The organism is Neptunomonas marina, assembly GCF_004005935.1.
Taxonomy (GTDB): domain Bacteria; phylum Pseudomonadota; class Gammaproteobacteria; order Pseudomonadales; family Balneatricaceae; genus Neptunomonas; species Neptunomonas marina.
This window is the reverse complement of sequence record NZ_SACQ01000003.1, coordinates 124,216-150,315: the sequence shown is the minus strand read 5'-3', so window position 1 is coordinate 150,315 and position 26,100 is coordinate 124,216. Positions and strand designations below refer to the sequence as shown.

25 protein-coding genes are annotated in these 26,100 nt (G+C 51.2%); 17 read left to right on the top strand and 8 right to left on the bottom strand.

Features of this window, described 5'->3' with window-relative positions:
- The 3 genes from EOE65_RS08285 (at position 1) to EOE65_RS08275 (ending at position 4,742) form a co-directional block, all read left to right on the top strand.
- Positions 1–1,497 carry a CoA-acylating methylmalonate-semialdehyde dehydrogenase gene (locus EOE65_RS08285; protein ID WP_127693847.1) on the top strand — a complete coding sequence of 499 codons (1,497 nt, stop codon included), beginning with the start codon at positions 1–3 and terminating at the stop codon, positions 1,495–1,497.
- A gap of 88 nt (positions 1,498–1,585) precedes the next feature.
- On the top strand, positions 1,586–2,485 hold the full coding sequence (gcvA, locus tag EOE65_RS08280) for a transcriptional regulator GcvA (RefSeq protein WP_127693846.1): 900 nt from the start codon (positions 1,586–1,588) through the stop codon (positions 2,483–2,485).
- A gap of 115 nt (positions 2,486–2,600) precedes the next feature.
- Complete coding sequence (locus EOE65_RS08275) at positions 2,601–4,742, top strand: choice-of-anchor I family protein (protein ID WP_127693845.1); 2,142 nt, start codon at positions 2,601–2,603, stop codon at positions 4,740–4,742.
- Positions 4,743–4,856: 114 nt separating this feature from the next.
- On the opposite strand, the gene EOE65_RS08270 is transcribed toward EOE65_RS08275, so the two are convergent.
- From EOE65_RS08270 to EOE65_RS08260, 3 genes are all read right to left on the bottom strand, one after another.
- On the bottom strand, positions 4,857–5,663 hold the full coding sequence (locus EOE65_RS08270) for an AraC family transcriptional regulator (RefSeq protein WP_127693844.1): 807 nt from the start codon (positions 5,661–5,663) through the stop codon (positions 4,857–4,859).
- Between the two features lie 10 nt (positions 5,664–5,673).
- Positions 5,674–6,744 carry a threonine aldolase family protein gene (locus EOE65_RS08265; protein WP_127693843.1) on the bottom strand — a complete coding sequence of 357 codons (1,071 nt, stop codon included), beginning with the start codon at positions 6,742–6,744 and terminating at the stop codon, positions 5,674–5,676.
- Positions 6,745–6,858: 114 nt separating this feature from the next.
- Entirely contained in the window at positions 6,859–7,746 is an 888-nt protein-coding gene (locus EOE65_RS08260; RefSeq protein ID WP_127693842.1) for a LysR family transcriptional regulator, read from the bottom strand.
- Between the two features lie 101 nt (positions 7,747–7,847).
- On the opposite strand from EOE65_RS08260, the gene EOE65_RS08255 reads away from it, so the two are divergent.
- On the top strand, positions 7,848–8,351 hold the full coding sequence (locus EOE65_RS08255) for a lactoylglutathione lyase family protein (RefSeq protein ID WP_127693841.1): 504 nt from the start codon (positions 7,848–7,850) through the stop codon (positions 8,349–8,351).
- 31 nt (positions 8,352–8,382) lie between these two features.
- A complete protein-coding gene (locus EOE65_RS08250; protein WP_127693840.1) occupies positions 8,383–9,369 on the top strand; it encodes a zinc-binding dehydrogenase in 987 nt (328 codons plus the stop codon).
- On the opposite strand, the gene EOE65_RS08245 is transcribed toward EOE65_RS08250, so the two are convergent.
- The gene (locus EOE65_RS08245) at positions 9,366–10,268 is read right to left on the bottom strand and encodes a LysR family transcriptional regulator (RefSeq protein ID WP_127693839.1); all 903 of its coding nucleotides are present in this window, start codon (positions 10,266–10,268) and stop codon (positions 9,366–9,368) included. The two genes, EOE65_RS08250 and EOE65_RS08245, sit on opposite strands and share 4 nt — an antisense overlap.
- Positions 10,269–10,360: 92 nt before the next feature.
- Between EOE65_RS08245 and EOE65_RS08240 the strand changes: the two genes are divergently transcribed.
- The 4 genes from EOE65_RS08240 to EOE65_RS08225 all read left to right on the top strand — a co-directional run bounded on the left by EOE65_RS08240 (position 10,361) and on the right by EOE65_RS08225 (position 14,123).
- Positions 10,361–11,536, top strand: a complete 1,176-nt coding sequence (locus EOE65_RS08240; protein ID WP_127693838.1) for an MFS transporter — start codon at positions 10,361–10,363, stop codon at positions 11,534–11,536.
- Between the two features lie 163 nt (positions 11,537–11,699).
- The gene (dkgB, locus tag EOE65_RS08235; RefSeq protein WP_127693837.1) at positions 11,700–12,506 is read left to right on the top strand and encodes a 2,5-didehydrogluconate reductase DkgB; all 807 of its coding nucleotides are present in this window, start codon (positions 11,700–11,702) and stop codon (positions 12,504–12,506) included.
- A 173-nt stretch (positions 12,507–12,679) separates the two neighbouring features.
- Positions 12,680–13,762 (top strand): alkene reductase, encoded by a 1,083-nt coding sequence (locus EOE65_RS08230; RefSeq protein ID WP_127693836.1) that lies wholly within the window; start codon positions 12,680–12,682, stop codon positions 13,760–13,762.
- A gap of 46 nt (positions 13,763–13,808) precedes the next feature.
- A complete protein-coding gene (locus EOE65_RS08225; protein ID WP_127693835.1) occupies positions 13,809–14,123 on the top strand; it encodes a putative quinol monooxygenase in 315 nt (104 codons plus the stop codon).
- Between the two features lie 52 nt (positions 14,124–14,175).
- On the opposite strand, the gene EOE65_RS08220 is transcribed toward EOE65_RS08225, so the two are convergent.
- Positions 14,176–15,066 (bottom strand): halocarboxylic acid dehydrogenase DehI family protein, encoded by an 891-nt coding sequence (locus tag EOE65_RS08220; protein WP_127693834.1) that lies wholly within the window; start codon positions 15,064–15,066, stop codon positions 14,176–14,178.
- Positions 15,067–15,236: 170 nt separating this feature from the next.
- Positions 15,237–15,914 carry a response regulator transcription factor gene (locus EOE65_RS08215; protein WP_127693833.1) on the bottom strand — a complete coding sequence of 226 codons (678 nt, stop codon included), beginning with the start codon at positions 15,912–15,914 and terminating at the stop codon, positions 15,237–15,239.
- A 155-nt stretch (positions 15,915–16,069) separates the two neighbouring features.
- On the opposite strand from EOE65_RS08215, the gene EOE65_RS08210 reads away from it, so the two are divergent.
- The gene (locus EOE65_RS08210) at positions 16,070–16,447 is read left to right on the top strand and encodes a glycine zipper family protein (RefSeq protein WP_127693832.1); all 378 of its coding nucleotides are present in this window, start codon (positions 16,070–16,072) and stop codon (positions 16,445–16,447) included.
- Positions 16,448–16,509: 62 nt separating this feature from the next.
- The gene (locus EOE65_RS08205) at positions 16,510–17,805 is read left to right on the top strand and encodes a sensor histidine kinase (protein WP_127693831.1); all 1,296 of its coding nucleotides are present in this window, start codon (positions 16,510–16,512) and stop codon (positions 17,803–17,805) included.
- Between the two features lie 86 nt (positions 17,806–17,891).
- Here EOE65_RS08205 and EOE65_RS08200 read toward each other — a convergent pair whose 3' ends face one another.
- Positions 17,892–18,224, bottom strand: coding sequence for a hypothetical protein (locus EOE65_RS08200; RefSeq protein ID WP_127693830.1), 333 nt, complete (start codon positions 18,222–18,224; stop codon positions 17,892–17,894).
- Between the two features lie 296 nt (positions 18,225–18,520).
- Here EOE65_RS08200 and EOE65_RS08195 point away from each other — a divergent pair, with 296 nt between their 5' ends.
- The 5 genes from EOE65_RS08195 (at position 18,521) to EOE65_RS08175 (ending at position 22,489) form a co-directional block, all read left to right on the top strand.
- Positions 18,521–18,823, top strand: a complete 303-nt coding sequence (locus tag EOE65_RS08195) for a hypothetical protein (protein WP_127693829.1) — start codon at positions 18,521–18,523, stop codon at positions 18,821–18,823.
- Between the two features lie 66 nt (positions 18,824–18,889).
- The gene (locus EOE65_RS08190) at positions 18,890–19,876 is read left to right on the top strand and encodes an alpha/beta hydrolase family protein (RefSeq protein ID WP_164847055.1); all 987 of its coding nucleotides are present in this window, start codon (positions 18,890–18,892) and stop codon (positions 19,874–19,876) included.
- Between the two features lie 136 nt (positions 19,877–20,012).
- The gene (locus EOE65_RS08185; RefSeq protein WP_127693827.1) at positions 20,013–20,495 is read left to right on the top strand and encodes a low molecular weight protein-tyrosine-phosphatase; all 483 of its coding nucleotides are present in this window, start codon (positions 20,013–20,015) and stop codon (positions 20,493–20,495) included.
- Positions 20,492–21,496, top strand: a complete 1,005-nt coding sequence (gene murB / locus EOE65_RS08180) for a UDP-N-acetylmuramate dehydrogenase (protein WP_127693826.1) — start codon at positions 20,492–20,494, stop codon at positions 21,494–21,496. The genes EOE65_RS08185 and murB overlap by 4 nt, the downstream gene beginning before the upstream one ends.
- 129 nt (positions 21,497–21,625) lie before the next feature.
- On the top strand, positions 21,626–22,489 hold the full coding sequence (locus EOE65_RS08175) for a cache domain-containing protein (RefSeq protein ID WP_127693825.1): 864 nt from the start codon (positions 21,626–21,628) through the stop codon (positions 22,487–22,489).
- 137 nt (positions 22,490–22,626) lie between these two features.
- Here EOE65_RS08175 and EOE65_RS08170 read toward each other — a convergent pair whose 3' ends face one another.
- On the bottom strand, positions 22,627–24,342 hold the full coding sequence (locus EOE65_RS08170; protein WP_127693824.1) for a proline--tRNA ligase: 1,716 nt from the start codon (positions 24,340–24,342) through the stop codon (positions 22,627–22,629).
- 259 nt (positions 24,343–24,601) lie between these two features.
- Here EOE65_RS08170 and EOE65_RS08165 point away from each other — a divergent pair, with 259 nt between their 5' ends.
- Positions 24,602–26,065, top strand: coding sequence for a two-component system sensor histidine kinase NtrB (locus tag EOE65_RS08165; RefSeq protein WP_127693823.1), 1,464 nt, complete (start codon positions 24,602–24,604; stop codon positions 26,063–26,065).
- The last annotated feature ends 35 nt before the right edge of the window (positions 26,066–26,100 follow it).

Here is a 26,100-nt window from a genome sequence, read left to right as displayed (position 1 = left end):
ATGAACATTGTTGGACATCTAATAAACGGCCAAATCAACACAGATGCAGCCCGTACGCAGGAAGTTTTTAACCCTGCAACAGGCCTTGCATCTAAGCAAGTGGCGTTAGCGTCAAAGCAGACGGTGGAAGAGGCGATTGCTGCTGCCGAAGCTGCATATCCGCAGTGGCGTAACACGCCGGCTATTAAGCGCGCCCGTATTATGTTCCGCTTTAAAGAACTACTGGAGCAGAATGCTGATCGCATCTGCGAATTGATTGGTGAAGAGCACGGTAAAATCAGCCATGATGCGGCAGGTGAGTTGCAACGCGGTATCGAGAATGTTGAATATGCGTGCGGGATCCCAGAGCTGCTCAAAGGCGAATACAGCAAAAACGTGGGCCCAAACATCGACTCGTGGAGCGAGTTTCAACCACTGGGTGTGGTTGCGGGTATCACGCCATTTAACTTTCCTGCGATGGTGCCAATGTGGATGTTTCCGCTTGCTATTGCGTGCGGTAACACCTTTGTACTGAAACCATCTGAGCGTGACCCATCGTCCACCCTATTTATTGCGCAGCTACTGCATGAAGCGGGTCTGCCGGAGGGGGTTCTCAATGTCGTGAATGGCGATAAAGAAGCCGTTGATGTGCTGCTTACCGACGAGCGTATCAAAGCGGTGAGCTTTGTAGGTTCAACGCCGATCGCTGAATATATCTACACGACAGCTAATGCAAACGGCAAACGTTGCCAAGCGCTGGGCGGTGCGAAGAACCACGCTATCGTGATGCCAGATGCGGATATGGACAACGCGGTTAACCAACTTCTGGGCGCGGCATTCGGATCGTCTGGTGAGCGCTGTATGGCGCTGTCGGTGGCTGTTGCTGTGGGGGATGCCGCCGCTGATGCTTTGGTTGCCAAGATGCGTGATGCCATGCAGACCTTGAAAGTTGGGGCTTACAGCGATAGCAGCAATGATTTCGGTCCGGTTATTACTCGCCAACATCAACAGAAAGTGGTTGGGTATATCGATAGTGCCGAAGCGGATGGCGCATCCGTTGTTGTGGATGGCAGAGCACCACAAGTAAGCGGCTATGAAGAGGGCTTCTTTGTCGGTGCAACTCTCATTGATGGTGTGACACCAGCGATGCAGAGTTATCAGGAGGAGATCTTTGGGCCGGTGCTACAAGTGGTACGCGTTGAGAGCATGGATGAGGCGATGCAACTGATCAATGATCATGAGTACGGTAACGGCACATGTATTTTTACACGTGATGGCGAAGCTGCACGCTACTTCTCGGATCATATTCAAGTCGGTATGGTAGGTATCAATATTCCTCTGCCGGTACCGGTGGCTTACCATAGCTTTGGCGGTTGGAAACGCTCATTGTTCGGTGATCTGCACGCCTATGGGCCAGATGGTGTACGTTTCTATACGAAGCGTAAAACCATCACCCAGCGCTGGCCTTCTGCGGGTGTGCGTGAAGGTGCTGAGTTCTCCATGCCAACAATGAAGTAGGCTCGCGCAGCCCACATGGCAGGCTTACAGATCTGTAGGCCTGCTTGCGCCAGTATCGATAATAAAATTAGCTCCGTAGGATCGAGTGATGAAAAAACGACTCCCGCCTTTAAATTGGCTGCGTACCTTTGAAGTCTCTGCAAGACATCTGAACTTCACCCAAGCGGCGGCCGAACTAAATATGACGCAGGCAGCGATCAGCCAGCAGATTAAGGGGCTTGAGTCGCAGTTAGGGGTCACTCTGTTCAAGCGGCTTCCGCGTGGCCTTGAGCTCACCGAAGCGGGGTTAGCCTATCTGCCAGTCGTGCACGAATCGATTAAGCGCCTTGCTGTGGCAACGGATGAGCTGTTTGGGCGAGGGCGCGACCGCTCGTTAACCGTACGCACAAATCTGGTGTTTTTTACCAACTGGTTAGCGCCGAGAATTGGCCGTTTCCGTGAACAGTTTCCAAGTGTAGGGCTGCGTTTTACGAGTAATATCTGGGCGGAAGAGAGCGAAAAAGATGCTGATTTAGACATCCGCTACGGCAAGGGCAGCTGGCGTGGCTTTCGTGCTGATCGGCTCTCTTGGGATGAGCTTATACCGGTCTGCAGCCCCAGTATTGGTGACACACTGCCAAGCTCCCCCGAGGATTTAATCAACTACACCTTGCTGCATGTGATCGGCTATGAAGAGGGGTGGGGTTATTGGCTAAGTCAGACCGGCTACCCCCATATCGATTCAGACCAGAGCATCCAATTGGATACGTTGATTACCGGACTTGAGATGGCTGTTCAAGGCTACGGTATCGCATTGGGACGGACCTCTTTGGTGGCTGAGTTGATTGAGTCGGGCCGTTTGATCGCTCCGCTTGAAGAGCGTATTCCTGCCTCAGAAGCCTTTTATCTGGTCAGCCCTGACAAACAGTATGAACACCCTCATGCAGGCATTTTCCGTGATTGGATTTTGGAAGAAGCGGAACACAGCCGACATATTGATAGCATGTAGAGTAAAACCGCGAAGGCGTGAGAAACCCAAAGTTTCCTGCGTTGTACGTCACAGAACAGTCACACTAGCGCCATAAGATATTCAAAGATTTAGGTTAGCTAAGTGTGAGGATATCATGAAGGTTAGACGTACTCCCCTGTTTGTAAGCGTACTGGCGGCATCTTTGCTGACCGGTTGTAACAACGATAATGACAAAACGCTCACAGGCCGATTTGTCGATTCTCCTGTGCAGGGGCTGAGCTTCAGCACGCCAAGCCAATCAGGTGAAACGAATGCAAACGGTGAGTTTACCTACCAAGCTGGCGAGATGGTCACCTTCGCTATTGGTAACCTGCAACTACCCGCCGTTAAAGCACAGCAGACGGTTACGCCGCTGGATCTTTTTGGTGCTAGCTCTCCGTACAACCCCGCCGTGGTGAATCTAGCGCGTTTGTTGCAAAGCTTGGATGCAGATAGTGTGGCTGAAAACGGTATCGCGCTGAGTATTCCAGATACACTGCCAGCTAGCGTTAGTGATTGGCGTGATAGCGCTGCTATCGATGCCTATCTCACGGTATCCGCAAAGGATGCAGTGAGCCACTTGCAAACATCGCTCAACAGCTTAAATGGCGATGCCGCCATGAATTTGGTGGGCCGTTATGTGCCTGCTGATCAGCAGTTAGATAAAAGCCAAGCGGAGATTGTCGGCTACCACAAAGCCAGTGAGTCTGTGTTGCTGATCAATGCAAAGGACAGCACGGTTGATATTTTAGACACCGCAACCCTTGGCTCGCAGCCGCTATTGAACCCGCTATCGGCCTCTAACCTCACGTTGCGTCACCAACTGGATGTGACGGCAGATGTTGAGCAAGCGTTGTCAGGTTTCAGTGTTGGTGGCATCAATAGCCTAGCTATCAGTAACGATCTACTGGCGATTGCGGTACAAAATGACGATAAGCAAGCGGCAGGTGCTGTGGCATTTTATGGCCTAGATCAGAACGGGACAGCGACGTTCCAGAAAGCCGTCATCGCCGGTGCTCTGCCTGATAACGTCGTGTTCTCTGCTGATGGAAAATACGCGCTAGCAGCTAACGAAGGTGAACCTTCAAGCGACTACAGTAATGATCCAGAAGGCTCTGTGACGTTGATTGCGATCGACAATGGCGTTGCTGCAGATACCGCCACGCAAATCACCTTTAGCGACTTCAACCAAGGTGGCTCGCGCGCGAGTGAGCTAGGTTCGATGGTGCGTATCTCACATCCAAATGCGACGGTTGCTCAAGACCTAGAGCCTGAGTACATCGCCGTTAGCAGTGATAGCACAAAAGCCTATGTTGCGATGCAAGAGAACAACGCGGTTGCCGTGATCGACCTTGCAACAGCCCGCGTTGATAGCATTTGGGGGCTTGGCTATAAGGATCACGGTGTGAGCGGCAACGGCTTAGATGCCAGCAATAAAGATGACGCTATTAATATCCGCACTTATAGCAACCTTTATGGTGCGTACATGCCAGATACCATCGCAAGCTACCGTGTTGATGGGGTTAACTATCTTGTGACGGCAAACGAGGGCGACTCGCGTGAGTATATCTATGATGGCGTAACGCAAAGCGAGTGCGAGCAGGCTGGCCATACCTATGATGATGGCGACTGTATCTCGTGGATTGATGAAGCGCGCATCAAAGACTTCACGCTGGATAGCAGCGTGTTCCAAGATGCCGACATGCTGCAAGATAGTGCTGTACTTGGGCGCCTTAAAGCGATCACCACTGAAGGCCTAAACCAAGATGGCCAGAGCTACTCTAAGCTGGTGGCGTTTGGCACCCGTTCATTCTCAATCTTCAATGCCGATAGCGGCGAGCTGGTGTTTGATTCTGGTGATGACTTTGAACAAACCACAGCGGTTGTGTTGGGCGAGATGGGCTTTAATGCCAACAATGATGAGAACGGCTTCGATAACCGCTCCGACGATAAAGGCCCAGAGCCTGAAGCGCTCGCGATTGGTAAAGTCGGTAACGAAGTTTACGCATTTATCGGTTTAGAGCGTGTGGGCGGTATCATGCAGTACCGCATCACTAACCCTAAAGCGCCGGTCTTTGTGAACTACCTCACCAACCGTGATTATCAAGTAGATATCGCAAACAACGTATCAGCGGCAGGCGATTTGGCACCGGAGGGCATGAAGTTTGTTGCTGCAGAGCACAGCCCAACGGGCGCGGCACTGCTGATTGTTGGCAATGAAGTATCCGGCACAGCGAGTGTTTACGAAATTAAATAACCGGCATTGTTAACCGTTTTATAAGGCGCCCAGCGAGGCGCCTTTTTTATTGGGAGGAGTAACCAAAAGAAGAAAAAGCAGCAGCGGTTATTGTTCTGGTTACGCAGGCTTTGCTCAATACTTTGATGGTGCAATGCCGTAGTACTGCCGAAATGTACGTACAAAGTGGCTTTGGTCGTAAAAGCCCACCTCGATTGCGACTTGAGCAAGTGTGAGTGTGGCGCGTTTTAGCAGTAAGCAAGCGCGTTCTAGTCGCAAGAGTGTGAGCCAGTTGTGAGGTGTTAGGCCAACAGTACGCTCAAAGCGACGCAGCAACTGAAAGCGGCTCAAGCCGCACAAGCTAGCTAGCTGCGTCAAGCTAATTTTGCTGGCTAAATTGGCCTCGCAAAACTCCCGAATTGAGCGCATTTGCGTCTGGGATAAGCCGCCAGAGACCGTAGCGGGCTTAACTGCTTTCAGTTCTGCAAACAGGGGTTCAAAAAGGTTAAACCAAGCAGTCTCACTGGATAGTGTTGTCTGGCGGGTGTGCTGTAACGCGGCAAACAGTTGGTCTAGGCGGCCAGCGAGCTGTGGGTGTTCCAGCATCGCTCCGGCAAAGCTGATCTCGTTCTCGCAGCCTTGTAGCTCGCACAGGTAGCTGTCGAGTAGGGTGGGTGCGATACGAAACGTGCGCATCTGGTAGGCGTCTTGTTGATACGCGCTGCCATCATGTACCTCGCCCGGTGGCATAATCGAGATTCTGCCCGGCCCCAGCAGAACCGAGCGCCCACGAAACTGCTGGCGCTGCACCCCTTTCACCACCATGCCGATGTGGTAATCCAGATGATAGTGAGGCTTAAACGTAAAGTTGGCGTAGGTGCCTTCGCTCAGTATCAGGTTGGAGTTTGCATCGATATGCTGATATTGGATCTGATCTCTCATAAATTTTGAGCTAATCGGTGTTTTGATTGAGTTGCGCTGCCGCTGCTATAAACGTATCAACCTGCGCTTGCGTGGTCGCAAACGAGGTGACTAACCGCACAATACCATCTCCCCAGCGGTCGTGATAGAACTGAAAACCCTGCTGCTGAAGTGCTGCGATCATCTTAGTCGGCATACGGCAAAAGATAATATTGGATTCAGTTGGTGCGATAAGGCTCACGCGACTCAAAGCCGACAAACCCGCTGCTAGTCTTGCTGCCATCAGGTTGGCGTGGCGCGCGTTGGTTAGCCACAGATCATCAGCCAGATAGGCGTGCATCTGCGCTGATAGGAAACGCATTTTGGAGAGTAGGTGGCCACCGCGTTTACGGCGAAAAGCGATCTCTTGGGCGTAGCTTTTGTCGAAGAGTATGATCGCTTCCGCACACAAGGAACCATTTTTTGTGGCACCGAATGACAGAACATCCACCCCGGCTTTCCACGTCATCTCAGCGGGTGTGCAGCCCAGCGCCGACAACGCATTGGCAAAGCGTGCGCCATCCATATGTAGCTTTAGCCCTTCATTACGGCAGATCTGGCCTATCTCGTTCAGCTCGTCTAACGCGTAGATGCTACCCACCTCGGTTGCTTGCGTAATGCTCACGGTGGTCGGCTCCACAGAATGAACATCGCCCCGTTTGTTGCGGGCGGCTTGGGTAAGCGCTTGTGGATCGAGTTTGCCGTGGGTACCTGCAACAGCAATAAGCTTGGCACCTGCGGTGAAAAACTCAGGTGCACCGCACTCATCGTTATTGATATGGCTCTCTTGGTGGCACAAGATCGCTCCCCAAGGAGGAGTCAATGCCGCAAGGCTGATGGCGTTGGCCGCCGAACCTGTCGGCACCAGAAAGAGTTGGAGATCGCACTCAAAGATGGCTTTAAGCTGCGCTTCAACGTTTTGCGTAAGGGCATCGCCGCCATAGGGTTGCGCGTTGCCTTGGCAGGCTTGTGCCATCGCTTGCACTATTTCAGGTGCGGCAGCGGCGATGTTATCGCTGGTGAAACTAACGGTATCTTCAATACATGAGTCGTTGGATGCCATAGCAAGAGAGTTCCTGTAAGCCTGTGGGTTTGCAAAGGGGATGATGGCGCGTTTAGGTGATCGTGGATTGTAAAATATTGCAGCTTAGGCGCGTTTGGCCGGTTTTAACGGCGCTTACCCGAGCAGTGCTTGCAGCAGGGTCTTGATGGCGGTGAAGCGTGATGGCAGTTCTCGGTGTCGCTTGGTGATCAAAAACAGAGGTTCAACCACCGCGTGGTTTGGTGAGTGGATCACCAGCGCGTCTTGATCTGCGAAGCTCTCAACGGCTGAGTAGGGCAGTGCCGTGAACCCCAACCCCTGCGCGACGGGCAGTAAAATCTGATGTAACTGGTTGATGTAGCCTGTGCGTGGTAGCTCATGCAGTGGCAAGTCAGCCAGCTCTGGATCGCCACATTGGTTGCAGTAGAGCGCTAAGTATTGCATCGCGTCGGGGTGCTCAATCAGGCCCAGCTGGCCCAGTGTTTTTGCGATAGGCTGATCCACGGTATGAGCTTTAGGTAAGATGAGACAGAGAGTTTCGCTACCTATCGGCTCGACCTTAAAGTGCGCCTCTTCTGGCGCCCTGGTTACGATGCCCATATCGATCAAACCTTCACGCACCTGATGCATGATGCGGGTATTGGGCGCGGCTTCCAGCTCGATGCGTAGGCCTGGATGGCGGCGCTGCTTTGCCAACATTGGCGCATAGATCCGCATGGCTACGGCACCAGAGCAGGAGAGCTTACATATGCCTTGATGCGGGTTGTCTTCGCTTAGGCTGGCGAGGAGTTCGGCCTCTTGGGCTTGCTGCTCAAGCGCATAGCGATACACGGCTTGGCCTTGCTCAGTGATTTCGAAGCGCTTGCCCTCGCGCTGGATAAGGGGATGGCCGCAGGCCTCCTCAAGCTTGCGCAGGTGTTGGCTTACACCGGGCTGCGTCATAAAAAGTTGCTCGGCGGTGTGGGTGAAGTGCCCCACCTCCACAAGCGTTTGGAAGGTTTTCAACCATATCGGATTTATCATAATTTTAAGTTATCAAAATAAAAACAAATCATAATTTTATGTAATTGTAGCGCGGCATTATGCTTTCACTCAATCGAAACAGATATGAATGAGGTGAAGTTATGCAGCCCTATCCACGCACTTTTTCCCACATCGGCATCTCAGTACCTGATCTTGAGAAAGCCGTTGAGTTTTACACTCAAGTGATGGGTTGGTACCTGATCATGGAACCCACTGAGATCACCGAAGACGAATCGGCGATTGGTGAGATGTGTACCGATGTATTCGGCGCAGGCTGGGAGCGTTTCCGTATTGCCCACCTATCCACCGGTGACCGGATAGGTGTTGAGCTGTTCGAGTTTAAAAACCAAGAGAACCCAGAAGATAACTTTGAGTATTGGAAAACCGGCGTATTCCACTTTTGCGTTCAAGATCCCAACCTTGAGGAGCTGGCCGAGAAGATCGTCGCCGCTGGCGGTAAAAAGCGGATGCCGGCACCACGCTACTATTACCCCGGCGAGAAGCCGTACCGCATGATCTATATGGAAGATCCGTTTGGCAACATCGTTGAGATCTACAGCCATAGTTACGAGCTGCACTACTCAAGTGGCGCATACACCAGCTAATTTTTAATTGAGATTCGGATACAAAAGCTACATGAAAGCAATTACTTACAGCAAAGATCGCGACCGGTTTGTTACGCAAACGTTACCTTTGCCACCGATCAAGAGCCCTTATGATGTGCGCGTAAAAGTACATGCCGTCGGGCTTAACCCCGTCGATGCGAAAATTCATCACTGGCATACCATGGTGCCAGATATGGATGATCAATTTGTCGGCGGTTTGGATGTGGCAGGGGAGATCTGCGCTGTTGGTGATGCGGTAACCGATTGGAAAGTGGGCGACTACGTGCTGTACCACGGGGATATGCGCCGAGCGCATGGTGGCTTTGCTGAGTATGCGACCCAAGATGCCCGCACGTTAATCGCACACCCCAATGTGGCATCAACACTCGCAGCAGCAACGCCTTGTGCAGGCTGGACTGCGTATCGTGCGCTCGTTGACAAGCTTCATGTTCCCCACAACAGCTTGCTTATTATGGGTGGCGCCGGTGGTGTGGGGAGCTTTGCGCTCCAGCTGGCGCGTAGGTTTGATGTGGAGACGATTATCGCCACGGGCTCAGCAGAAAAGCACAATTATCTGCGCTCGCTAGGTGCGACCCACACACTGGACTACCGCACGCAAAACATTCCCGAGCAGGTGATGCAGATTACGGATCAGCAGGGTGTTGAAGCGGCACTAGATGCGGTTGGCGGTGAGAATGCCAAGCTGGCCGCGCTGAGCCTAGGCTTTGAAGGGCAGATGGTGGAGCTGGTGGACACAATCAATGCGCAGCAGTATCCCGGTGCATTCCTCAAAGGGTTGAGCTTTCACCAACTGAGTTTAGGCTCTGGCCATGTTAATGGTGTCAAAGGGCACAATAGTATCGTACGCGCGGGTGTCGCGTTTTCGACGTTGCTAGAGATGGGCGCAATCCGTGTACCGCAGCTTGATGTTATCGCCCTTGATGATATTGGCGATGCGCTTATGACACTGCGAGAGCAGCGCACGCTAGGCAAGGTGGTTGCGCGGATCACGGGTTAATTTAGGTTGCTCGCTAAGGTTAGGCGCGGCTCGATAAAGTCGAGAAACGCAGATATGCGCCGCGATAAGCTGGTGTTTCGGTAGTACACCGCATTTACCTGCTCGCGTGTATTGGGTGTGCTGATTTGGTTGGCGAGCACGGTTTGTAAGCGTCCTTGGCGTAGATCATCGCCAATCATGAACTCCGACAAGAGAGCTAATCCGTGGCCAGCTATGCAGAGTTGGCGGATCGTTTCGCCGCTGCTGCTACTCAAGGTGGGCGTAAGGGTGAGCGGAGATGTGAGCGGCCATTTGTTTAGGTGGGGCGCATCGCTAAAGCCGATGATTTGATGATCTTCTAGTGCTGCCAGTGTATGCGGTTCGCCAGCGGCTTCAAGGTAACTTGGTGCTGCAACGATATGCAAAGGGCTGCGGCCTAGGAAACGCGCATGGAGGTTTGAGTCTTGCAGCGCGCCGATTCGGATCGCCACATCGGTCTTACGCTCGATCAGGTCGATAATGTTCTCATTGGCAGCAAGCTCCAATGTAATCTGCGGATAGAGACGCCGAAACTCCGCCATAAGCGGCACCAACTGATGCAGGATGAACGGTGTGACAGCATCAACGCGCAGACGGCCTGCTGGTGCTTTTTTCAGTGTGCGCACCTGCTCCTCAGCCGCGGCAAGCTGGCTCAAACCGGTGCGGGCTTGTTCGCTGAAAAGGCGGCCCTCTTCGGTTAACTCTAGTTTGCGTGTGGTGCGGTTGAGTAGTGTGCAATCTAGCGACTGCTCTAAACGGCTCACCGCGCGTGACACCTTAGCCACTTGGATATCCAAAATGCGTGCGGCGCCCGAGAAGCTGCCGCAGTCGATCACGGTGAGAAAGATGTGTAGATCGTCAGTACGCGTAACTATTGCCATTTATGTAAAGATCTTTTGTGACTTATGCTGTTTTTGCAAAAAATAGCATTCGGCATACTGCTCCGCAACTTAACTAACGTTCGGAGATTGATATGCCTATTGCTTTGCTGGCGCTGACGCTCAGTGCTTTTGCAATTGGAACAACAGAATTTGTGATTGTGGGGTTAGTGCCCACCATCGCAGAAGATCTAAATGTCTCACTGCCCTCGGCGGGCCTTTTAGTGAGTTTATATGCGCTAGGTGTGGCGATAGGTGCACCGGTGTTAACCGCGTTAACAGGCCGCTGGCGGCGCAAAAACGTATTGATGACTGTTATGGCTCTGTTTGTGGTGGGTAATGTGTTGGCGTGGATGGCTCCTGGCTACAGCTCGTTGATCACAGCACGCATCTTGACGGGGTTAGCCCATGGAGTGTTCTTCTCGATTGGCTCGACCATCGCTACAAGCTTGGTTGCTAAAGATAAGGAAGCTAGCGCGATAGCCATCATGTTTACCGGGCTAACGGTTGCGCTGGTGACCGGTGTGCCACTGGGGACGTGGATTGGCCAGAACTTTGGGTGGCGCGCCACTTTTATGGTGGTCTCGGTATTAGGTTTATTGGCGCTGATCGGCAGTGCGCTGCTTGTCCCGAAAGATCTTAAGCAGTCGGCTCCGGCAAGCTTATCGCAACAGCTCGCTGTGATTACTCAGCCGCGTTTGTTACTGGTCTACGCCATGACGGCTGTGGGCTACGGCGGTACGTTTACCGCTTTCACGTTTTTAGCGCCCATCCTTGAGCAAGTTTCGGGGTTTGAGTCCGGCGCTATCGGTTTGATTATGCTGGTGTATGGGGTGTCGGTCGCCGTTGGCAATATTTGGGGCGGTCGCATGGCTGATCGTATGGGGCCGATCAAAGCGCTACACATCATCTTTACGGCACTGGCGTTAGTGCTGCTGGTGTTTACTTTTACTGCCGGTCATCAGATCACTGCGGTGATCACTATCCTCATTTGGGGTGCATTTGCCTTTGGCAATGTGCCGGGCTTGCAAGTTTATGTTGTGCAGCTCGCCGAGCGCTTTACGCCTCACGCGGTGGATGTGGCTTCGGGATTAAATATCGCCGCTTTCAACGTTGGTATCGCGCTTGGCTCACTTCTTGGGGGCATCATTATTGAAGATATGTCGTTGATGGATACGACGTGGATTGGAGCTTTGATCGTGGTGCTTGCGTTGTTACTCACCCGTCTGTCTGGATTTCTGGATAGCAGAGATCAATACCAAGCGGCATAACACAGCTACGGCTGATATAGCCAAATTTAACGTGATGGCGAACACCCCGTTTATTGGATGGCCATCACGTCTTTTGATGAACAACCAAACGGCACAAGGGCGGGATGAGCAATTTCTGCTTTGTGGCAACAATAGTTTTGGAATGATTATTTTGGAGAGAACAATGAACACAGTACCTAAGCTGGGTATGGGCACGTTTCGTCTTGAGGGCGATGTCGCATTTATGGCCGTGAAGAATGCGTTGTTGGCAGGCTACCGCCATATTGATACTGCGCAGATCTACGGGAATGAGGCTGAGGTTGGCCAAGCCATTGCCGCCAGTACTATCGCGCGCGATGAGCTGTTTATCACAACCAAAGTGTGGCTAGAAAACCTATCGCTGGAGCGTTTTTTACCCAGCGTGCACGAGAGCCTCGCTAAGCTGCAGATTGAATCATTAGATCTGCTGCTCATCCATTGGCCCGATATGAGCGACGATGCTGATATGCACCAATATCTTGGTGAACTAGCCAAAGCGAAAGCGCAGGGCCTAACGCGCCATATTGGGGTATCCAACTTTACTAATGCGCAGTTGGATGAGGCGATCAGTATATTGGGAGATGGAGCGATCTTCACGAACCAAGTGGAGGTACATCCCTATCTACAAAACCGTAACGTGATCGCGCATTGCCAATCGCATGGTATTCAAGTGACCGGCTATATGCCGCTAGCGGTGGGTAAAGTGATGAGTGATACAACACTTAAAACCATTGCGAATGAACACGGCGTTTCGGTTGCAGAGGTGGTGTTAGCGTGGCAGTTGCAACAGGGGTTAGTGACCATTCCATCTTCGACAAAACCAGCGAATTTAGCCTGTAACTTGCGTGCACTTGATCTGCTCTTAAGCGCAGACAATATGGCGGCGATTGGGCAGCTGGACAGGGGCGAGCGAATCGCTGCACCGGATTTTTCGCCGCTGTGGGATCAGTAGCGCTCAAAAAAATGTGGTTGTCCAATTCGGGTTGGTTACTACTAATCGTTACAACCGTTTCAATTTTTTCCTCTCTACCCAGTGATGTTATCACTTGTTGTAATAGCCGCTGAGTTAATCAATTTAGGCGCCACAAGCCGGCCTAAAACCGCAGACAGATTCGAGGATTTTCGATGAATACACTGTTTAGCCCCTTACAACTGGGCGCTATCGAACTGAATAATCGCATTCTTATGGCCCCGCTGACGCGCACACGTGCCGATGCAGACCATGTCCCCACTGACCTTATGACCGAGCACTATGCCCAGCGCGCATCGGCTGGTTTGCTTATCGCAGAAGCCACGATGATCGCAGAGGGCTGCTCTGCATTCTGGCGTGAGCCGGGCATCTATTCGGATGCACAAGTGGCGGCGTGGAAGCGTGTTACGGATGCGGTACACGCGAAAGGCGGCAAAATTGTTCTGCAAATTTGGCACGGCGGCCGTGCGTGTCATCCGCTGTTAAATGATGGCCGTGTGCCAGTTGCACCGAGCGCGATAGCGATTGCTAACGAAGAGGTGCACACGCCCGAAGGCAAAAAGAGCTACACCGAACCGCGTGCGCTTTCAGATGAGGAGCTGCCAGAAATTATCGCGCAGTTTAGAGCTGCTGCTGAAAACGCCAAACGAGCGGGTTTTGATGGTGTTGAGGTACATGGCGCGAATGGATATCTGCTGGATCAGTTCTTGCGTGATGGCACAAACCACCGCGAAGGTCCTTACGGCGGCCCCATTGAGAACCGTGCGCGCTTGCTACTCGAAGCGATAGAAGCGGCGGTTGATGTCTGGGGGAGCGACCGAGTTGGCGTTCGCCTATCACCATTAAATAGCTTTAACGATATGCGTGATAGTGATCCCGTTGGTTTAATCACATGGTTAGCTAAGCGCCTAAACGATTACAACCTCGCTTATGTTCACCTAATGCGTACCGACTTCTTTGGTGCTCAGCAGGGCGATGTGGTGAGCCCGATGCGCGAGCACTACCAAGGCAATCTAATCCTAAACATGGGCTACAGCCATGACGAAGCGGCCACGGCGGTTGCCAGTGGTGAAGCGGACGCCATCGCTTTTGGTGTCCCGTTTATTGCCAACCCAGATCTACCTGAGCGTTTTAAAGTGGGCGCAGAACTAGCCGAAGCAGACCCTGCAACGTTCTACACGCAAAGCGCTGAAGGCTACACGGATTACCCCATGCTGCAAGACTCAGCAACGGCATAACCTAAACGGCGGGAGTTAACTCCCGCTTTTTTTGGAGTAAAAACGCATGTTACATCTAGTAGCGACGATCACCGCAAAGCCCGGCCAGAGACAGCAAGTGCTTGATGCCTTGTTGGATATTCGTGACGACGTATTAGCAGAAGCGGGTTGTTACCAGTATTTACCGACGATTGATATGGCAGATACGGTAGCCAGGCAAGCGGCGCAACGTATGGATACGATCACCTTGCTAGAGCAATGGGAAAGCCTTGATCACCTTGAGGAGCACTTTCAAACGGCGCATTTAAAAGCGTTCCAACAGACGGTTGAGCCGTGGTTGGAATCGGTGAGCTTACAGCTACTGCAACCTGCGGTTGTTTAAACCTGCACGATCGCGCTGATATTGCAGCGCCTTCAGCTGCGATGCTGTTGCATCAGCGATGTATGTTAGCCAACTGGTGTTTGAAGACCGCGACGTTGGTGATCAAGCCCGGTAATAGGTATTGAAATAGCTCAACGACACGCAAAACGGATTCGCGGTTAGTATCACGCGCAGCTGCATTGATTAGGGTCTGTGTATTCAGGCCCTCACGCACTGGTAGCTCTGAGATGATGTCGAGCGCTTTGCTGTGAATATCGGTAAGGATCTGCTCATAACGCGGTGTATCGATATGGGGCTGTAGGTCCTTCCATGCTGCCGTAAAGTAACTGGGCCAACGTGCTAGCGCACGATAATCTGTGTTCACAAACGGCAGGCCTAATGTGCTTTTTATATCTGCATAAACCTGTTGAAGGTCAGGCGTGGCATGGTGCTCCTCTACTAGGAGTAATGGTGCTAATTGGTCGGTTGGTTTGGTCATTGGGGCCGCAGATGTTGGTGATACGGGTAACTCGTGGCCCTCTAGTATTGCGCGGGTCAGTGATGCAATGAGCAGATACGGCATGTTGCCCTTCGCGAAGACCTCTATAGTGGCCATGATTTGGCCAAGCTCGCGCTCTGAGTACCCCTGTTGCATGAGCGTATCTGAAAGATCCGTTGTTGGAATCTCCCTAGCGCGTAATTCCACATACTCTTGCAGCCTAATGCAGGCTTGAGAGAACTGCTCTGTACCACACGTCTCACGAACGCCTTGCCAAAGTACCTCGTAAAAATTGTGGTAGCTGGCAAACGCCATAGTGACGACACCCATCCAAGGCACGCCGAGTATCTGCTTGGTATCCTCATAAACACGTTTGAGATCACCCCGTGCCTCGATTTCTGGAACAATATTAAGGCTCGGTAGTGGCGTGGGTTTACGGCGGGGTAGTGGCTTCATCTGACGCATGTGGATACTCCCAAGTCTGATCTGGAGCGCTTAGCCGTGGTAACCGAGGGTTAGCCTGCAGCGCATTATTTTTATGTGGTAAACAGACGGAATACTCGCACACTAACACTGCTGTGAGCTGCGTGGCTACATGTAGGAGAGCGTTTTGCCGCTTTATGCAAGGCGCAGGGTCAGTTCAGCGCCAGTAGATAACCTTTACCGCGAATGGTTTTGATGTGCCGGTAGGGGGCGGATTCATCACCAAGCTTTTTACGCAACGTAGAGATACGCAGGTCGATAGAGCGGTCGAGGCCATCGAAGGGGATGCCGCGTATATCTTGATAGAGCTGCTCTCTAGGGACGATATCGCCGTGGCGTTCGTACAGATAAGCTAGCAACTGGTACTCACCACTAGTTAGGTTTAAGCGCTGGCCATCTAGGTGGGCTTCGTAGGTGTGCAGGTCGACCTGTAAGCGGTTCTCCGGTGTTGCGGAGCCGTTTTGTACGCGGCGCAGCAATGCGTGTATATGGGCTAGCAAAAGGTGTGGCCGGATCGGCTTTTGGAGATAGTTATCGACGCCAAGTTGTAAAGATGCCGCTGCAACCATATCGTCGTCTTTAGCGGTTAATATCAAGATGGGGCAGTCGCTGGTTTTACGCAGTTGGCGGCTTAGTTCAAGCCCATCACGTCCCGGCAGCATAAGATCGAAAATCGCTAGATCATAGTGGCTGGTATCGAGTGCCTGAAAGGCGCTATCGCCATCCATGAAGCAGGAGACATGATAGCCCTCCTGAGTTAAGAACTCTGTCATCATTTCGGCAAGTGGCGCGTCATCCTCGACGAGCAGAATCTGTTGTGGAGTGCTCATTCAGCAGTCGCCTTACTGTTTTTCCGAAGCGGCTTACAAACCCTTACAATTGCTCACCGAAACGCAACTTATTCCCGCGCGGCTCAGCGCTATTATCTCTCTCATTCACAGGATGCAGCTTGAAGCCTGCAACACTTAACTTGAGAGGAATTACGATGAAACTGAGCAACCATATTACCTTATCCGCTAGCGCTTTTGCATTACTACTCCTAACTGGCTGTGCCAATACATCCAGCCAATATACGCCGCTTGTTGATGGCCCGAAGGATCTACGTTTTCAGCAAGATTTGGCCGCGTGTCAGAAGTTATCGGAGCAACGCGAGTACCTCAATGGCGATACTAAAAGTGAGGCGCTGTTAGGTGCTGCGTTAGGCGCACTGGCAGGCTCTGGCGGTGATACCGGCGATATCGTGGGTGGCGCGCTTGTTGGCGCTGCGGTAGGTAGCGGTGGCCGTGCGTGGGAAACCCGTGATGAGCGCAAAAATATTGTGATCAGCTGTATGAAACAGCGTGGTCACAAAGTCGTCGGTTAGTCGGTACGCTTGAGATAGTGCTAAAGTGCGCTCTTTAACTTAGCGCTGGCTGGAGACGTTGAATGCGCCGACTGTTTATCAAAGCTTATCTTGGTATCTGTTTGATTATGGCGTTGGGGATTGCAGCGATCTTAACGATCGTTGTGGTCCCGCAGTTTGCGGACTTTAGCCGTATCGAGTTTCGCCAAGAGAGTGCGTTTGAGTATCAAGTGGTGCGCCCAAAGCTGGCAGCGGCGCCCGTTGATGAGTGGCCAGAACTATTGGCAGCGTATCACAGTTACTTTGAATTAAGTGCTGAGCTAATAAAGGCGTCGGAACTCCCTGAAGAGAGTGAGCCGTTTACGATTGAAGAGACGATCACAGGTTTCTTTATGGCAACGGACGACGAAGATTTCTATACCTTTTACCCCAGTCCACAGGAGGGACAATTCATTCGCTTTAAAGAAGGGGAGAGCGAGTGGGTTGATCCCTCCGACCTTGAGGGGCCGTTACTGTTTTTGCTTATCGGGCCATTAGTGGTGGTTTTGTTGACCATGTTCTTGGGCATCGCTTATCTGCTGTATCGGCTAAACAAACCCTTGAGCGCATTGGAAGTGGCCCTATCTGAGTTCACCGGGTTGCAGCAAACGCAGTTGCCGCGCGAGGCTATGAAGGCCTTGCCCAATATCAGCGAAGCATTTCACTCGATGGCGGAACAGATCCAACGGCTTGTGTCTGAGCAGCAAGTGATAATTGCAGCGATCCCCCATGAGTTGCGCACGCCAGTGGCACGTATCCGTTTTGCGCTTGATCTATTGGCAGCAAAAGCAAATGAGCCATCTTTGCAAGTGGGGCTAGGGCGGCTAGATCAATATGTGCAGCAGCTAGAGGATATTACGGAGGCGGTGCTAGCGTTTAGCCGCATCGAAAGGGATGAGCTGTACCTTGAACCTGTAAATCTCAATGGTTTGCTGACGCATTTGTGCCAGAGTTATGATAATGCCAATCTAATCAACCTTGAACTCCCCGCCGAGCCTGCCGTTTTGATGGCAGATAAAGCCCTGCTGACGTTAGCGCTGGACAATCTAGTGGCTAACGCACATCACTATACAAAAGCTGATGTAAAGATCACGTTATGCAGGAGTGCCGATAGCGTTGCAGTGACCATTGAGAACCCATGTGATGCAATTCCAGCAGAGGTGATCGCGCAGTTGTTTACGCCATTTTATCGAGCGGATAAAAGCCGTAGTCGCAACTCCGGTGGGCTGGGTATCGGCCTTGCGCTGGCGAAGCGAGTGGTTGACACACTCGGCGGCTCAATCGTAGCCGAGCAACCTAGCCCTGATAGGTTTTCTGTGCGCGTGGCGATTAAAGTTTAGGCGGGATTGAAATACTGTTTCCTAAATAGAGCGCTATGTAACAAGTGCTACGTTGAGGAGGGTGTTGCTTGATTTGAGGGAGGGAGTCAGTGGTTTTCTTGGCTACGTAAAATCTTTTGCTCAGCAATAAGTTGTTCACTCAGCTCTATTAGAGCTGTAGCAGTTCTTCCGGTTAAGCGTTCCCGCAAGTTAGCCTCAATTTGCTCATTGCTATATTTTCTATCGGGCCAAAAAAAGTCCATATAGACTAAATTTTGAATAGCATCTTCCAGCTTTTTTTTAGATCCTGCTGGTACGGATTCATACATCTTTGTAAGTGATGCTTGCAGTTTTTCATCGGTTGAGGCATCGACCCTTGGTTCTGCAGTAGCAGTAGTTGAAAGGGCTGTAATCAGCGCAAAAATTATAGTCTTGTGCATAAATTTTCCATTAACTAGGTATCTTGAGACAGATTAAATCAGCTATGGAAGGCAAGCAATTATGAAAATATGCCCAGTGTCTCTGACAGGGAGTAAAGTCTTACTGTTTCCCTCATAAGTTTACTAGTTAACCTATTGGATCGTTCCAAAGCGTTGACGCGTTTATGAGCCCTTTTGGCCTAGCTGATATCAAATTCAAGCTGCCTGCACTTATCCTGATGGCGGAGTTACTAACAGGACTTAATCAAAGTGGGATACAAACTGGCTTACTTTAGAAAAGTGACGAGAACGGTAATATGCTTTTATCAAGCGAATGGGCATTCACTGGGTTTGATGCTTTGGGGCAGCGAGTAGTAGGTAGAACATTAGGCTATGCAATTCTCGGCGGGTGTGCGGTAGGAGGTCTGGGTGAGACGGATCAAGATTGGGCAAATGCGGCTAACTCAAATAACAGTCGTCATCTTTATGTACTTTCGCCGCTTCTCACTGTGCCTAGCCCAGCGGCGGCAGCCATACCGACAGTGCCCTTTGGCCTCCTTATTGGCGGAGGCTTAGTTATAGCCGGCATTGCGCTCCGTAAGCTGAAAGAGTCTGCCTGATCTATAATCATGATTCGGTTTTAAGCGTATTTGCTATCACAGTTTTTTAATTTTCAAGGAACGATGATGAAGTATTTTCTTAGCGTGTTGGTGGCTCTGTGCTGTGGTTTCTCAAGCGTCTCTTTAGCATATGATGTTGGCTTCAAACGCGTGGAGGTAGCGCCAGCGGGCGGTGCTGAGCGCTTCGATATGATGGTGTTTTATCCTACTCAGGCGGATGCAAAGCATGTGGAGTTTGGGCCTTTTCATCTAAGTTTAGCTATAGGTGCTCCGATGGCAGAAGGGCGTTTTCCCTTGGCGGTTTTTTCCCATGGTTCCGGTGCTAGCCCCTTGTCTTATAACCATATCGCTGTTGGGTTAGCGAGTCGTGGTTTTATCGTGGCAATGCCGTTACATCCTGGGAATAACTTTCGTGACAATACGCGAGCAGGTTCTGTACAAAACTATACTGAGCGCCCCAAGCATATCTCTTCGGCTATCGATTTTTTGCTCGCGCTAGCGCCAGTACATAACCATATTCAATCCGATAAGATCGCGGTGCTAGGGCACTCGGTGGGCGGCTACACGGCGCTGACGGTTGCTGGAGGTGTTGCCTCTACCAATACACTGCTTGAGCAGTGCCTTACGAATACGCTAACCGACTCGTATTGCCTTGCAGCTCGTGCTGGTGGGTTGAAAGAGGTTTCTATTCAGCACCCTAAAGACTCACGGGTAAAAGCACTGGCTCTCATGGCCCCCGTAGGCGTGCTATTTGCAGCCGACAGAGAGTTAGCGGCGGTCGATATACCGGTTCTTATGCTTAGTGCTGAGTTTGATCAAGTACTCACAACGCGTTACAACGCTGCCGTAATTGCCAACGGCTTACCCGATGCAACCCTGCTGACTCATGAGGTTATCGCTAACGCGGGCCACTTCTCTTTTTTAACAACGTTTCCTGATGCGTTAAAGGTGGAACTCGGCCCTGTTGCAAAAGATCCAGACGGGTTCGATCGCGCTGAGTTTCAACAGGTACTAGTAGCCAAGCTCGCGCAGTGGCTCGATTCTGTTTTGTAGTTAGGGCCATGTGCGAGAAGGAATATCGTTTGAGCTTTTGTCGCATAACGCTCTTTGCGGCCAGTTTGCTTTATAATGTCCGCGCCAGTTTGATGTCTAGGCTCTTTCCAATAACGCAGTAAGGTATGATTTTTTGATGGGAAATAAAAAATCCGTTCTTTTTGTCTGTCTCGGCAATATTTGCCGCTCTCCTAGTGCGCATGGTGTATTTGAAGATATGGTCGCGCAAGCGGGGCTTTCAGGTTTGGTTAGCGTAGATTCAGCGGGGACAGCGGCTTACCATATTGGCAAGTCTCCTGATCAGCGCTCAAGTGCCGCTGCCGCAAACCGCGGGTATGATCTGTCTTCGTTGCGTGCGCGGCAGGTTAGTGCGAGTGACTTTGAAGCATTTGATTACATCTTAGCGATGGACAATGAGAATTTGGCAAATTTACAAGCCATTGCTCCGCAGGATTATGATGGCCACCTAGGGTTATTGCTTGATTTTGCGCAGTGCGTTGAGTCAGAGGTGCCGGATCCTTACTACGGTGGTGAATCGGGCTTCGAGCACGTGCTAGACCTTGTTGAGAATGCGTCGATGGGGTTGTTGGTAGATATTCAGAAAAAGCTGATGGCATGAACGTTTTAGCAGATCATTCTCTGCAACAGCTCAATACGTTGGGGTTCTCCTCTGTTGCTCAGTACTTTATTCAGATTGATTCGGAGGCCGACCTTCTTGAGGCAGTAGCCTTTGCCAAGGCCGAGAATCTCAAGATCCACGTGCTGAGTGGTGGCTCTAACATCCTTATAGCGCCCCGTATCGAAGGGGTTGTGTTGTTCATCAACATCCGCGGGATTGAGCTGCACAATGATGCGCTTGTCACTGTCAATGCGGGCGAAAATTGGCACGATTTTGTGGGCTGGAGCATTGATCAGGGGTTGTCGGGTATTGAGTCGATGGCGCTGATACCCGGTAAGGTGGGCGCTGCGCCCGTGCAGAATATCGGTGCGTATGGCACTGAGCTGTGTGATGTTGCGGTTTGTGTAAGAGCGTTCGATCTGCAACATGAACGCTTTGTTCGCTTCGATAATTTGGCGTGCGAGTTTGCTTATCGTGACAGCTTGTTTAAGCGCACCCCGGGGCGTTACGTCATTACCCAAGTTACACTCCAACTCGCGCGAGAGTCGATATCGGTATGTCGTTACAAGGCATTAAGCGATGCGTTGGCGCAGCAAGGGGAGTTGTCACCTTCGCCTAAGCAGGTTTTCGAGACGGTTATCGCTTTACGCCAACAGAAACTACCAGACCCTGCCGTATTGGGTAATGCTGGGAGCTTTTTTAAGAACCCAGTCGTTTCGCAGGCCCATTATGAAACTTTGCATAAGCAGTACCCTAAGATTGTGGCGTTTCCATCGGGAAATGGTATGAAACTAGCGGCAGGTTGGTTGATTGATCAGGCCGGTTGGAAGGGCTACCAAGAGGGCTGCGTTGGTGTTCACCAACAGCAAGCACTGGTGCTAACTCACACTGGTGGTGGCGAGATCGATATGTTGCTGCAGCTTGCCGAGCGCATTCGAGAATCGATCTCTAAGACCTATGGCGTATCCCTTGAGATCGAGCCGCAACGCTTTCCACTTTAATCATGCTTTCCATTCGGTGAAGAACCGAATATAGTCCTATGCGTTGGCAAACACGCCCATGAAGCCTTTAAATAACAATAATATAGTGAGGTTGTCGGATGCGACCTCTTGGCCCTTGGAGTTGGACTCGTGAGAAATCTCAAAATTAAGCAGAAGATCCTTCTGCTGACTGCTGTTCCGTTGATCCTAACCGTTATCGCACTGATGCTTGTTTCGATCTATCAACTTCGCTCTCTTGGCGAGCAAGAAGTGAATCAGATTCGAACCACCATGATGGCATCAAAGCGCGAATCTCTGCTTAATTATATCGAGATTACCGAAAGCTCGATTCGTCCTATTCTAACATCTGAGTTGGATGTTGAAGAGATGAAGCGCCAAGTGTACACCGCAGTGCGTGCGATCTCTTATGGTGATGAAGATGGTTACATTTTCGGACTGAACTACGATGGGGTGATGACGATTCACGCCGCTAAGCCAGAGCTTGAAGGGCGCAACGTCATTGAGCTGAAAGATGTAAACGGTACGCCGCTTATTGCAGATCTGATCAAAGCGGGGCGTAACGGTGGTGGTTATGTCGAGTATCTTTGGGATAAACCGTCACGGGGTACAGAGGCGCCGAAACTGAGTTATGCCGTTGATATTAAGCCATTAGGTTGGGTGCTAGGAACTGGCTTTTATATTGATGATATCGATGATGCTGTTGCGTTAAAACAAGCTGAGGTTGATGCAAAAATACAAGCAACAGTGGTTATATCGTCGGGCGTCGGTGTGGCGATCTTAATCGTGATTGTCTTAATTAACTTATGGTTCTCGAACCGAGCACTGGTAAAACCAATTCTTGAATTGTCTGAAAGCGCACGCCAGATGAGTTTGGGTAAGCTGAACACCAATATCTCTGTCGATTCAAAAGATGAGATTGGTGAGCTGGCAGACGCGATTGGCCGTATGCAAAAGAGCTTGAAAGTGATTTTCAAAAAGCTCAAGCAGGGGTAGTTACACGTGATGATGAAAAAGGGACCGCTAGGTCCCTTTTTTGTATGAGTCGTGTTGCCTGTTTTGACTTTTTACGGGTCTACATAGCAATAAAAAAGCCTCCTAATGGAGGCTCTTTTCGTTAGCAGAGGGCAGCATTAGCCGATCTGCTGTTTGATAAACTCAACGATACCCTCAGCGGCTACGTCTTGCTTCTCATCATCACGGCGGCCTTTGTATTCAAAGGTTTCAGCTTTGATGCCGCGGTCAGAGATAACCAAACGATGCGGGATGCCGATTAGTTCCATATCTGCAAATTTAACGCCTGGGCGCTCTTTACGGTCGTCTAGCAGAACTTCGACACCGGCCGCTTGCAGCTGCGCGTAAAGATCGTCTGCCACACGGCGAACATCTTCAGACTTATCGTAGTTCAGCGTAACCAGTACCACTTGGAATGGCGCTAACGCTTTTGGCCAGATGATGCCGTTCTCGTCGTGGTTTTGCTCAATAGCTGCAGCGACTACACGTGTCACACCAATGCCGTAACAGCCCATCTCAACAGCTGTTGCCTTGCCGTTCTCATCTAGAACGGTCGCGTTCATCGCTTCGGAGTACTTAGTGCCCAACTGGAACACGTGGCCCACTTCGATACCGCGCTTAATTTGCAGTGTGCCTTGGCCACATGGGCTTGGATCACCCTCAACAACGTTACGAATATCTGCAACTTCAGGTGTTGCGACATCGCGTTCCCAGTTGATGTTGAAGTAGTGCTTGCCGTCGATATTGGCACCTGCACCGAAGTCAGACATCACCGCAACGCTGCGGTCGATGATGCACGGAATTGTCAGGTTCACAGGACCAAGGGAGCCCGGACCTGCATTGATCACCGAGCGAATCTCCTCTTCAGTTGCGAAGGTAAGCGGAGCTGCAACCAGTGGCTGCTTCTCAGCTTTGATCTCGTTAAGCTCGTGGTCGCCGCGCACCAATAGCGCAACGAAGTCCACTTCGGCGTCTTCTGCAGCTTTAACGATGAGTGTTTTGACCGTCTTCTCGATAGGCAGCTCAAACTGCGTTACCAATTGCTCGATCGTTTTTGCATCAGGCGTGTCGACAAGGGTCATCTCAGCGCTAGCGGCAGCACGCTCGGCTGCGGGTGCTAATGCTTCTGCCATCTCCACGTTGGCTGCGTAATCACTGCCATTAGAGAAGGCGATATCATCTTCACCGGAGTCAGCGAGCACGTGGAACTCGTGCGAGCCTGTACCGCCAATCGAACCGTTATCGGCGATCACTGGGCGGAAATCCAGACCGAGGCGCGTGAAGATGTTGTTGTATGCCTGATACATCACGTCGTAGGTCTGGCACAGTGAATCACGATCGATGTGGAAAGAGTAAGCGTCCTTCATGATGAACTCACGGGAGCGCATCACACCAAAGCGTGGACGAATTTCATCGCGGAATTTGGTTTGAATTTGGTAGAAGTTTGCAGGTAGCTCTTTGTAGCTACGCAGTTCACGACGGACTAGGTCGGTGATGACCTCTTCGTGTGTTGGACCAACACAGAATGGACGGCCGTGGCGATCTTTAAGGCGCAGTAGCTCAGGGCCATATTGCTCCCAGCGGCCCGATTCTTCCCAGAGCTCAGATGGCTGAATCGCGGGCATTAGAACTTCTTGGGAGCCTGCGTTGTCCATCTCTTCGCGGACGATGCGCTCAACTTTACGCAGCGTACGCAAGCCCATGGGCAGCCACGAGTATAAACCAGAGGCTTCTTTACGAATCATGCCGGCACGCAGCATCAACTGATGACTGACGACTTCCGCGTCAGATGGGGTCTCTTTTAAAGTAGCAATAAGAAATTGGCTTGCACGCATGGCAATAGGAACCCTTTTAGTATCCAATCGGTTAATCGGACTATTCTATGGGGATGTGCCTTCGCTGCCAAGGGGCAGGCATGTTTGTGTCGACGGATTGGTAATGTCACCGGCAAGAAATTGCTATAATCGGAAGGGAACTTTGGAATATGACTTGTTATCAAGTATTTAGCGGTCTCTCGGTCGGCTGAGATGATATACTCAGGCGGTTTCCGACAAGATCATAGATCCATTTTTTGTGCGATGAGCCCACAACTTTATGCAGAAATTTTTACTCCCCCTCGTGCTGCTCCTGATGACACCGTTTGTACAGGCAGCTATTAAGTTTACGATCAAAGATGAGCAGGGGAACACGAACTGGCAGTACGTAGCAAACTGGAGTAGCGGGATTCTGATCATCCTGCTTACCATTATTGCCATCTGGCTGTTTCTCACTAAGCGCCGCGAAAAGAAAGCTAACCACGAACTCAACGTGATTCGTAAAGAGCTAGAGCAGCGTGTTAAAGACCGCACCGCGACGTTAGATGAATCCAACCGGTTGCTGCAAGAGAGTAACCAGCTTCTTGCCCAAGAGGTGGAGCAGCACGTTAATACGACCAGCCGTTTGCGGGTTTCGGAGTCCTATATCAAGGATATCCTCACCAGTATGCCGTTAATGCTGATCAGCTTGGACAAAGAGGGCCGAGTTACGCAGTGGAACCGTCGTGTTGCAGAAGCCTCGGGTATTAGTGCGGATGATGCGCTTGGGCGAAACTTATGGGAGGTCTACCCTTCGGCGACAATCCAGCCAGAAACGGTTCAACAGGCGATCCGCGAAAACCGCACCATCCACCTTAAGCAAAGTTTGCGTAGCGTTTCTCACTTTGACATTACGATCTATCCGTTACGGGATGCTGACCATCCGGGCGTCGTGATACTGGTGGATGACGTGAGTAAGCAGATTACCGCTGAGAACATGCTTATCCATAACGATAAGATGTCGTTCATGGGGGAGCTGGCCTCAACCATGGCGCATGATATCAACGCGCCGCTGCAAGCTATTTTGCTGGACCTAAAGAGCTTTCAGGGCATTTTGTCCCAGCATGACTTCATTAAGGATGAGGCCGATAAAGAGAAAGTTGCCAAGCTGGAGGCGTTGCTGGCAGATATGTCTGAAAAGGGCACGCAGGTCTCTACGATTACCAATAACTTAGTGGCGTTTGCACGTAGCCAGCATCAGAGCAAACAGCAGGCCAATGTCATCGATGTAATGGAGAGTGCCGTTGGCGTTGCGAACGATGTGATCAGCAGTGACTCATTCACGTTCCGCGACCTTAAGATCGAACGTGATTTCGAAGAGAATTTACCGGTATTGCCTTGCTATATCACAGAACTTCAGCAAGTGCTGTTAAGTCTTTTCAGACACGCGATGCGCTCTATCTCGGCTCGTGCTGCGCAGGCTAGCGATCCTTACGAGCCAAAAATAAAGCTGATGTTGTCTGAGTGCTATGACAGCCTGTGGATCCGGGTGCAGCATAATGGTATCGGGCTGACCCACGAAGAGCAGATGCACCTGTTTGAGCCGTTCTTCAGCCAAGATGGCGAGTCAGAAGATCATGATGCGGGTGGGCGGTTATCCTTCTCTCACTACATTATTACCGAGCAGCACCGCGGCAATATGGCTGTTACCTCTGATGTCGAAATTGGTTCGACCTTCCATATACAGTTACCCCTAGCGGACTAACGACCTCCAGCTATTGGCAGCGTAAGTTGCCAATA

What these genes read in the sequence shown, in the direction of transcription:
- EOE65_RS08195 (WP_127693829.1), top strand. Translation starts at nt 18,521, where the DNA reads ATGCTTTTATCAAGCGAATGGGCATTCACTGGGTTTGATGCTTTGGGG.
- EOE65_RS08185 (WP_127693827.1), top strand. Translation starts at nt 20,013, where the DNA reads ATGGGAAATAAAAAATCCGTTCTTTTTGTCTGTCTCGGCAATATTTGC.
- EOE65_RS08165 (WP_127693823.1), top strand. Translation starts at nt 24,602, where the DNA reads ATGCAGAAATTTTTACTCCCCCTCGTGCTGCTCCTGATGACACCGTTT.
- EOE65_RS08245 (WP_127693839.1), bottom strand. Translation starts at nt 10,268, where the DNA reads ATGGCAATAGTTACGCGTACTGACGATCTACACATCTTTCTCACCGTG.
- EOE65_RS08255 (WP_127693841.1), top strand. Translation starts at nt 7,848, where the DNA reads ATGCAGCCCTATCCACGCACTTTTTCCCACATCGGCATCTCAGTACCT.
- EOE65_RS08205 (WP_127693831.1), top strand. Translation starts at nt 16,510, where the DNA reads ATGCGCCGACTGTTTATCAAAGCTTATCTTGGTATCTGTTTGATTATG.
- EOE65_RS08200 (WP_127693830.1), bottom strand. Translation starts at nt 18,224, where the DNA reads ATGCACAAGACTATAATTTTTGCGCTGATTACAGCCCTTTCAACTACT.
- EOE65_RS08240 (WP_127693838.1), top strand. Translation starts at nt 10,361, where the DNA reads ATGCCTATTGCTTTGCTGGCGCTGACGCTCAGTGCTTTTGCAATTGGA.
- EOE65_RS08215 (WP_127693833.1), bottom strand. Translation starts at nt 15,914, where the DNA reads ATGAGCACTCCACAACAGATTCTGCTCGTCGAGGATGACGCGCCACTT.
- EOE65_RS08265 (WP_127693843.1), bottom strand. Translation starts at nt 6,744, where the DNA reads ATGGCATCCAACGACTCATGTATTGAAGATACCGTTAGTTTCACCAGC.
- gcvA (WP_127693846.1), top strand. Translation starts at nt 1,586, where the DNA reads ATGAAAAAACGACTCCCGCCTTTAAATTGGCTGCGTACCTTTGAAGTC.
- murB (WP_127693826.1), top strand. Translation starts at nt 20,492, where the DNA reads ATGAACGTTTTAGCAGATCATTCTCTGCAACAGCTCAATACGTTGGGG.
- EOE65_RS08225 (WP_127693835.1), top strand. Translation starts at nt 13,809, where the DNA reads ATGTTACATCTAGTAGCGACGATCACCGCAAAGCCCGGCCAGAGACAG.
- EOE65_RS08230 (WP_127693836.1), top strand. Translation starts at nt 12,680, where the DNA reads ATGAATACACTGTTTAGCCCCTTACAACTGGGCGCTATCGAACTGAAT.
- dkgB (WP_127693837.1), top strand. Translation starts at nt 11,700, where the DNA reads ATGAACACAGTACCTAAGCTGGGTATGGGCACGTTTCGTCTTGAGGGC.
- EOE65_RS08190 (WP_164847055.1), top strand. Translation starts at nt 18,890, where the DNA reads ATGAAGTATTTTCTTAGCGTGTTGGTGGCTCTGTGCTGTGGTTTCTCA.
- EOE65_RS08270 (WP_127693844.1), bottom strand. Translation starts at nt 5,663, where the DNA reads ATGAGAGATCAGATCCAATATCAGCATATCGATGCAAACTCCAACCTG.
- EOE65_RS08260 (WP_127693842.1), bottom strand. Translation starts at nt 7,746, where the DNA reads ATGATAAATCCGATATGGTTGAAAACCTTCCAAACGCTTGTGGAGGTG.
- EOE65_RS08285 (WP_127693847.1), top strand. Translation starts at nt 1, where the DNA reads ATGAACATTGTTGGACATCTAATAAACGGCCAAATCAACACAGATGCA.
- EOE65_RS08250 (WP_127693840.1), top strand. Translation starts at nt 8,383, where the DNA reads ATGAAAGCAATTACTTACAGCAAAGATCGCGACCGGTTTGTTACGCAA.
- EOE65_RS08220 (WP_127693834.1), bottom strand. Translation starts at nt 15,066, where the DNA reads ATGCGTCAGATGAAGCCACTACCCCGCCGTAAACCCACGCCACTACCG.
- EOE65_RS08170 (WP_127693824.1), bottom strand. Translation starts at nt 24,342, where the DNA reads ATGCGTGCAAGCCAATTTCTTATTGCTACTTTAAAAGAGACCCCATCT.
- EOE65_RS08275 (WP_127693845.1), top strand. Translation starts at nt 2,601, where the DNA reads ATGAAGGTTAGACGTACTCCCCTGTTTGTAAGCGTACTGGCGGCATCT.
- EOE65_RS08210 (WP_127693832.1), top strand. Translation starts at nt 16,070, where the DNA reads ATGAAACTGAGCAACCATATTACCTTATCCGCTAGCGCTTTTGCATTA.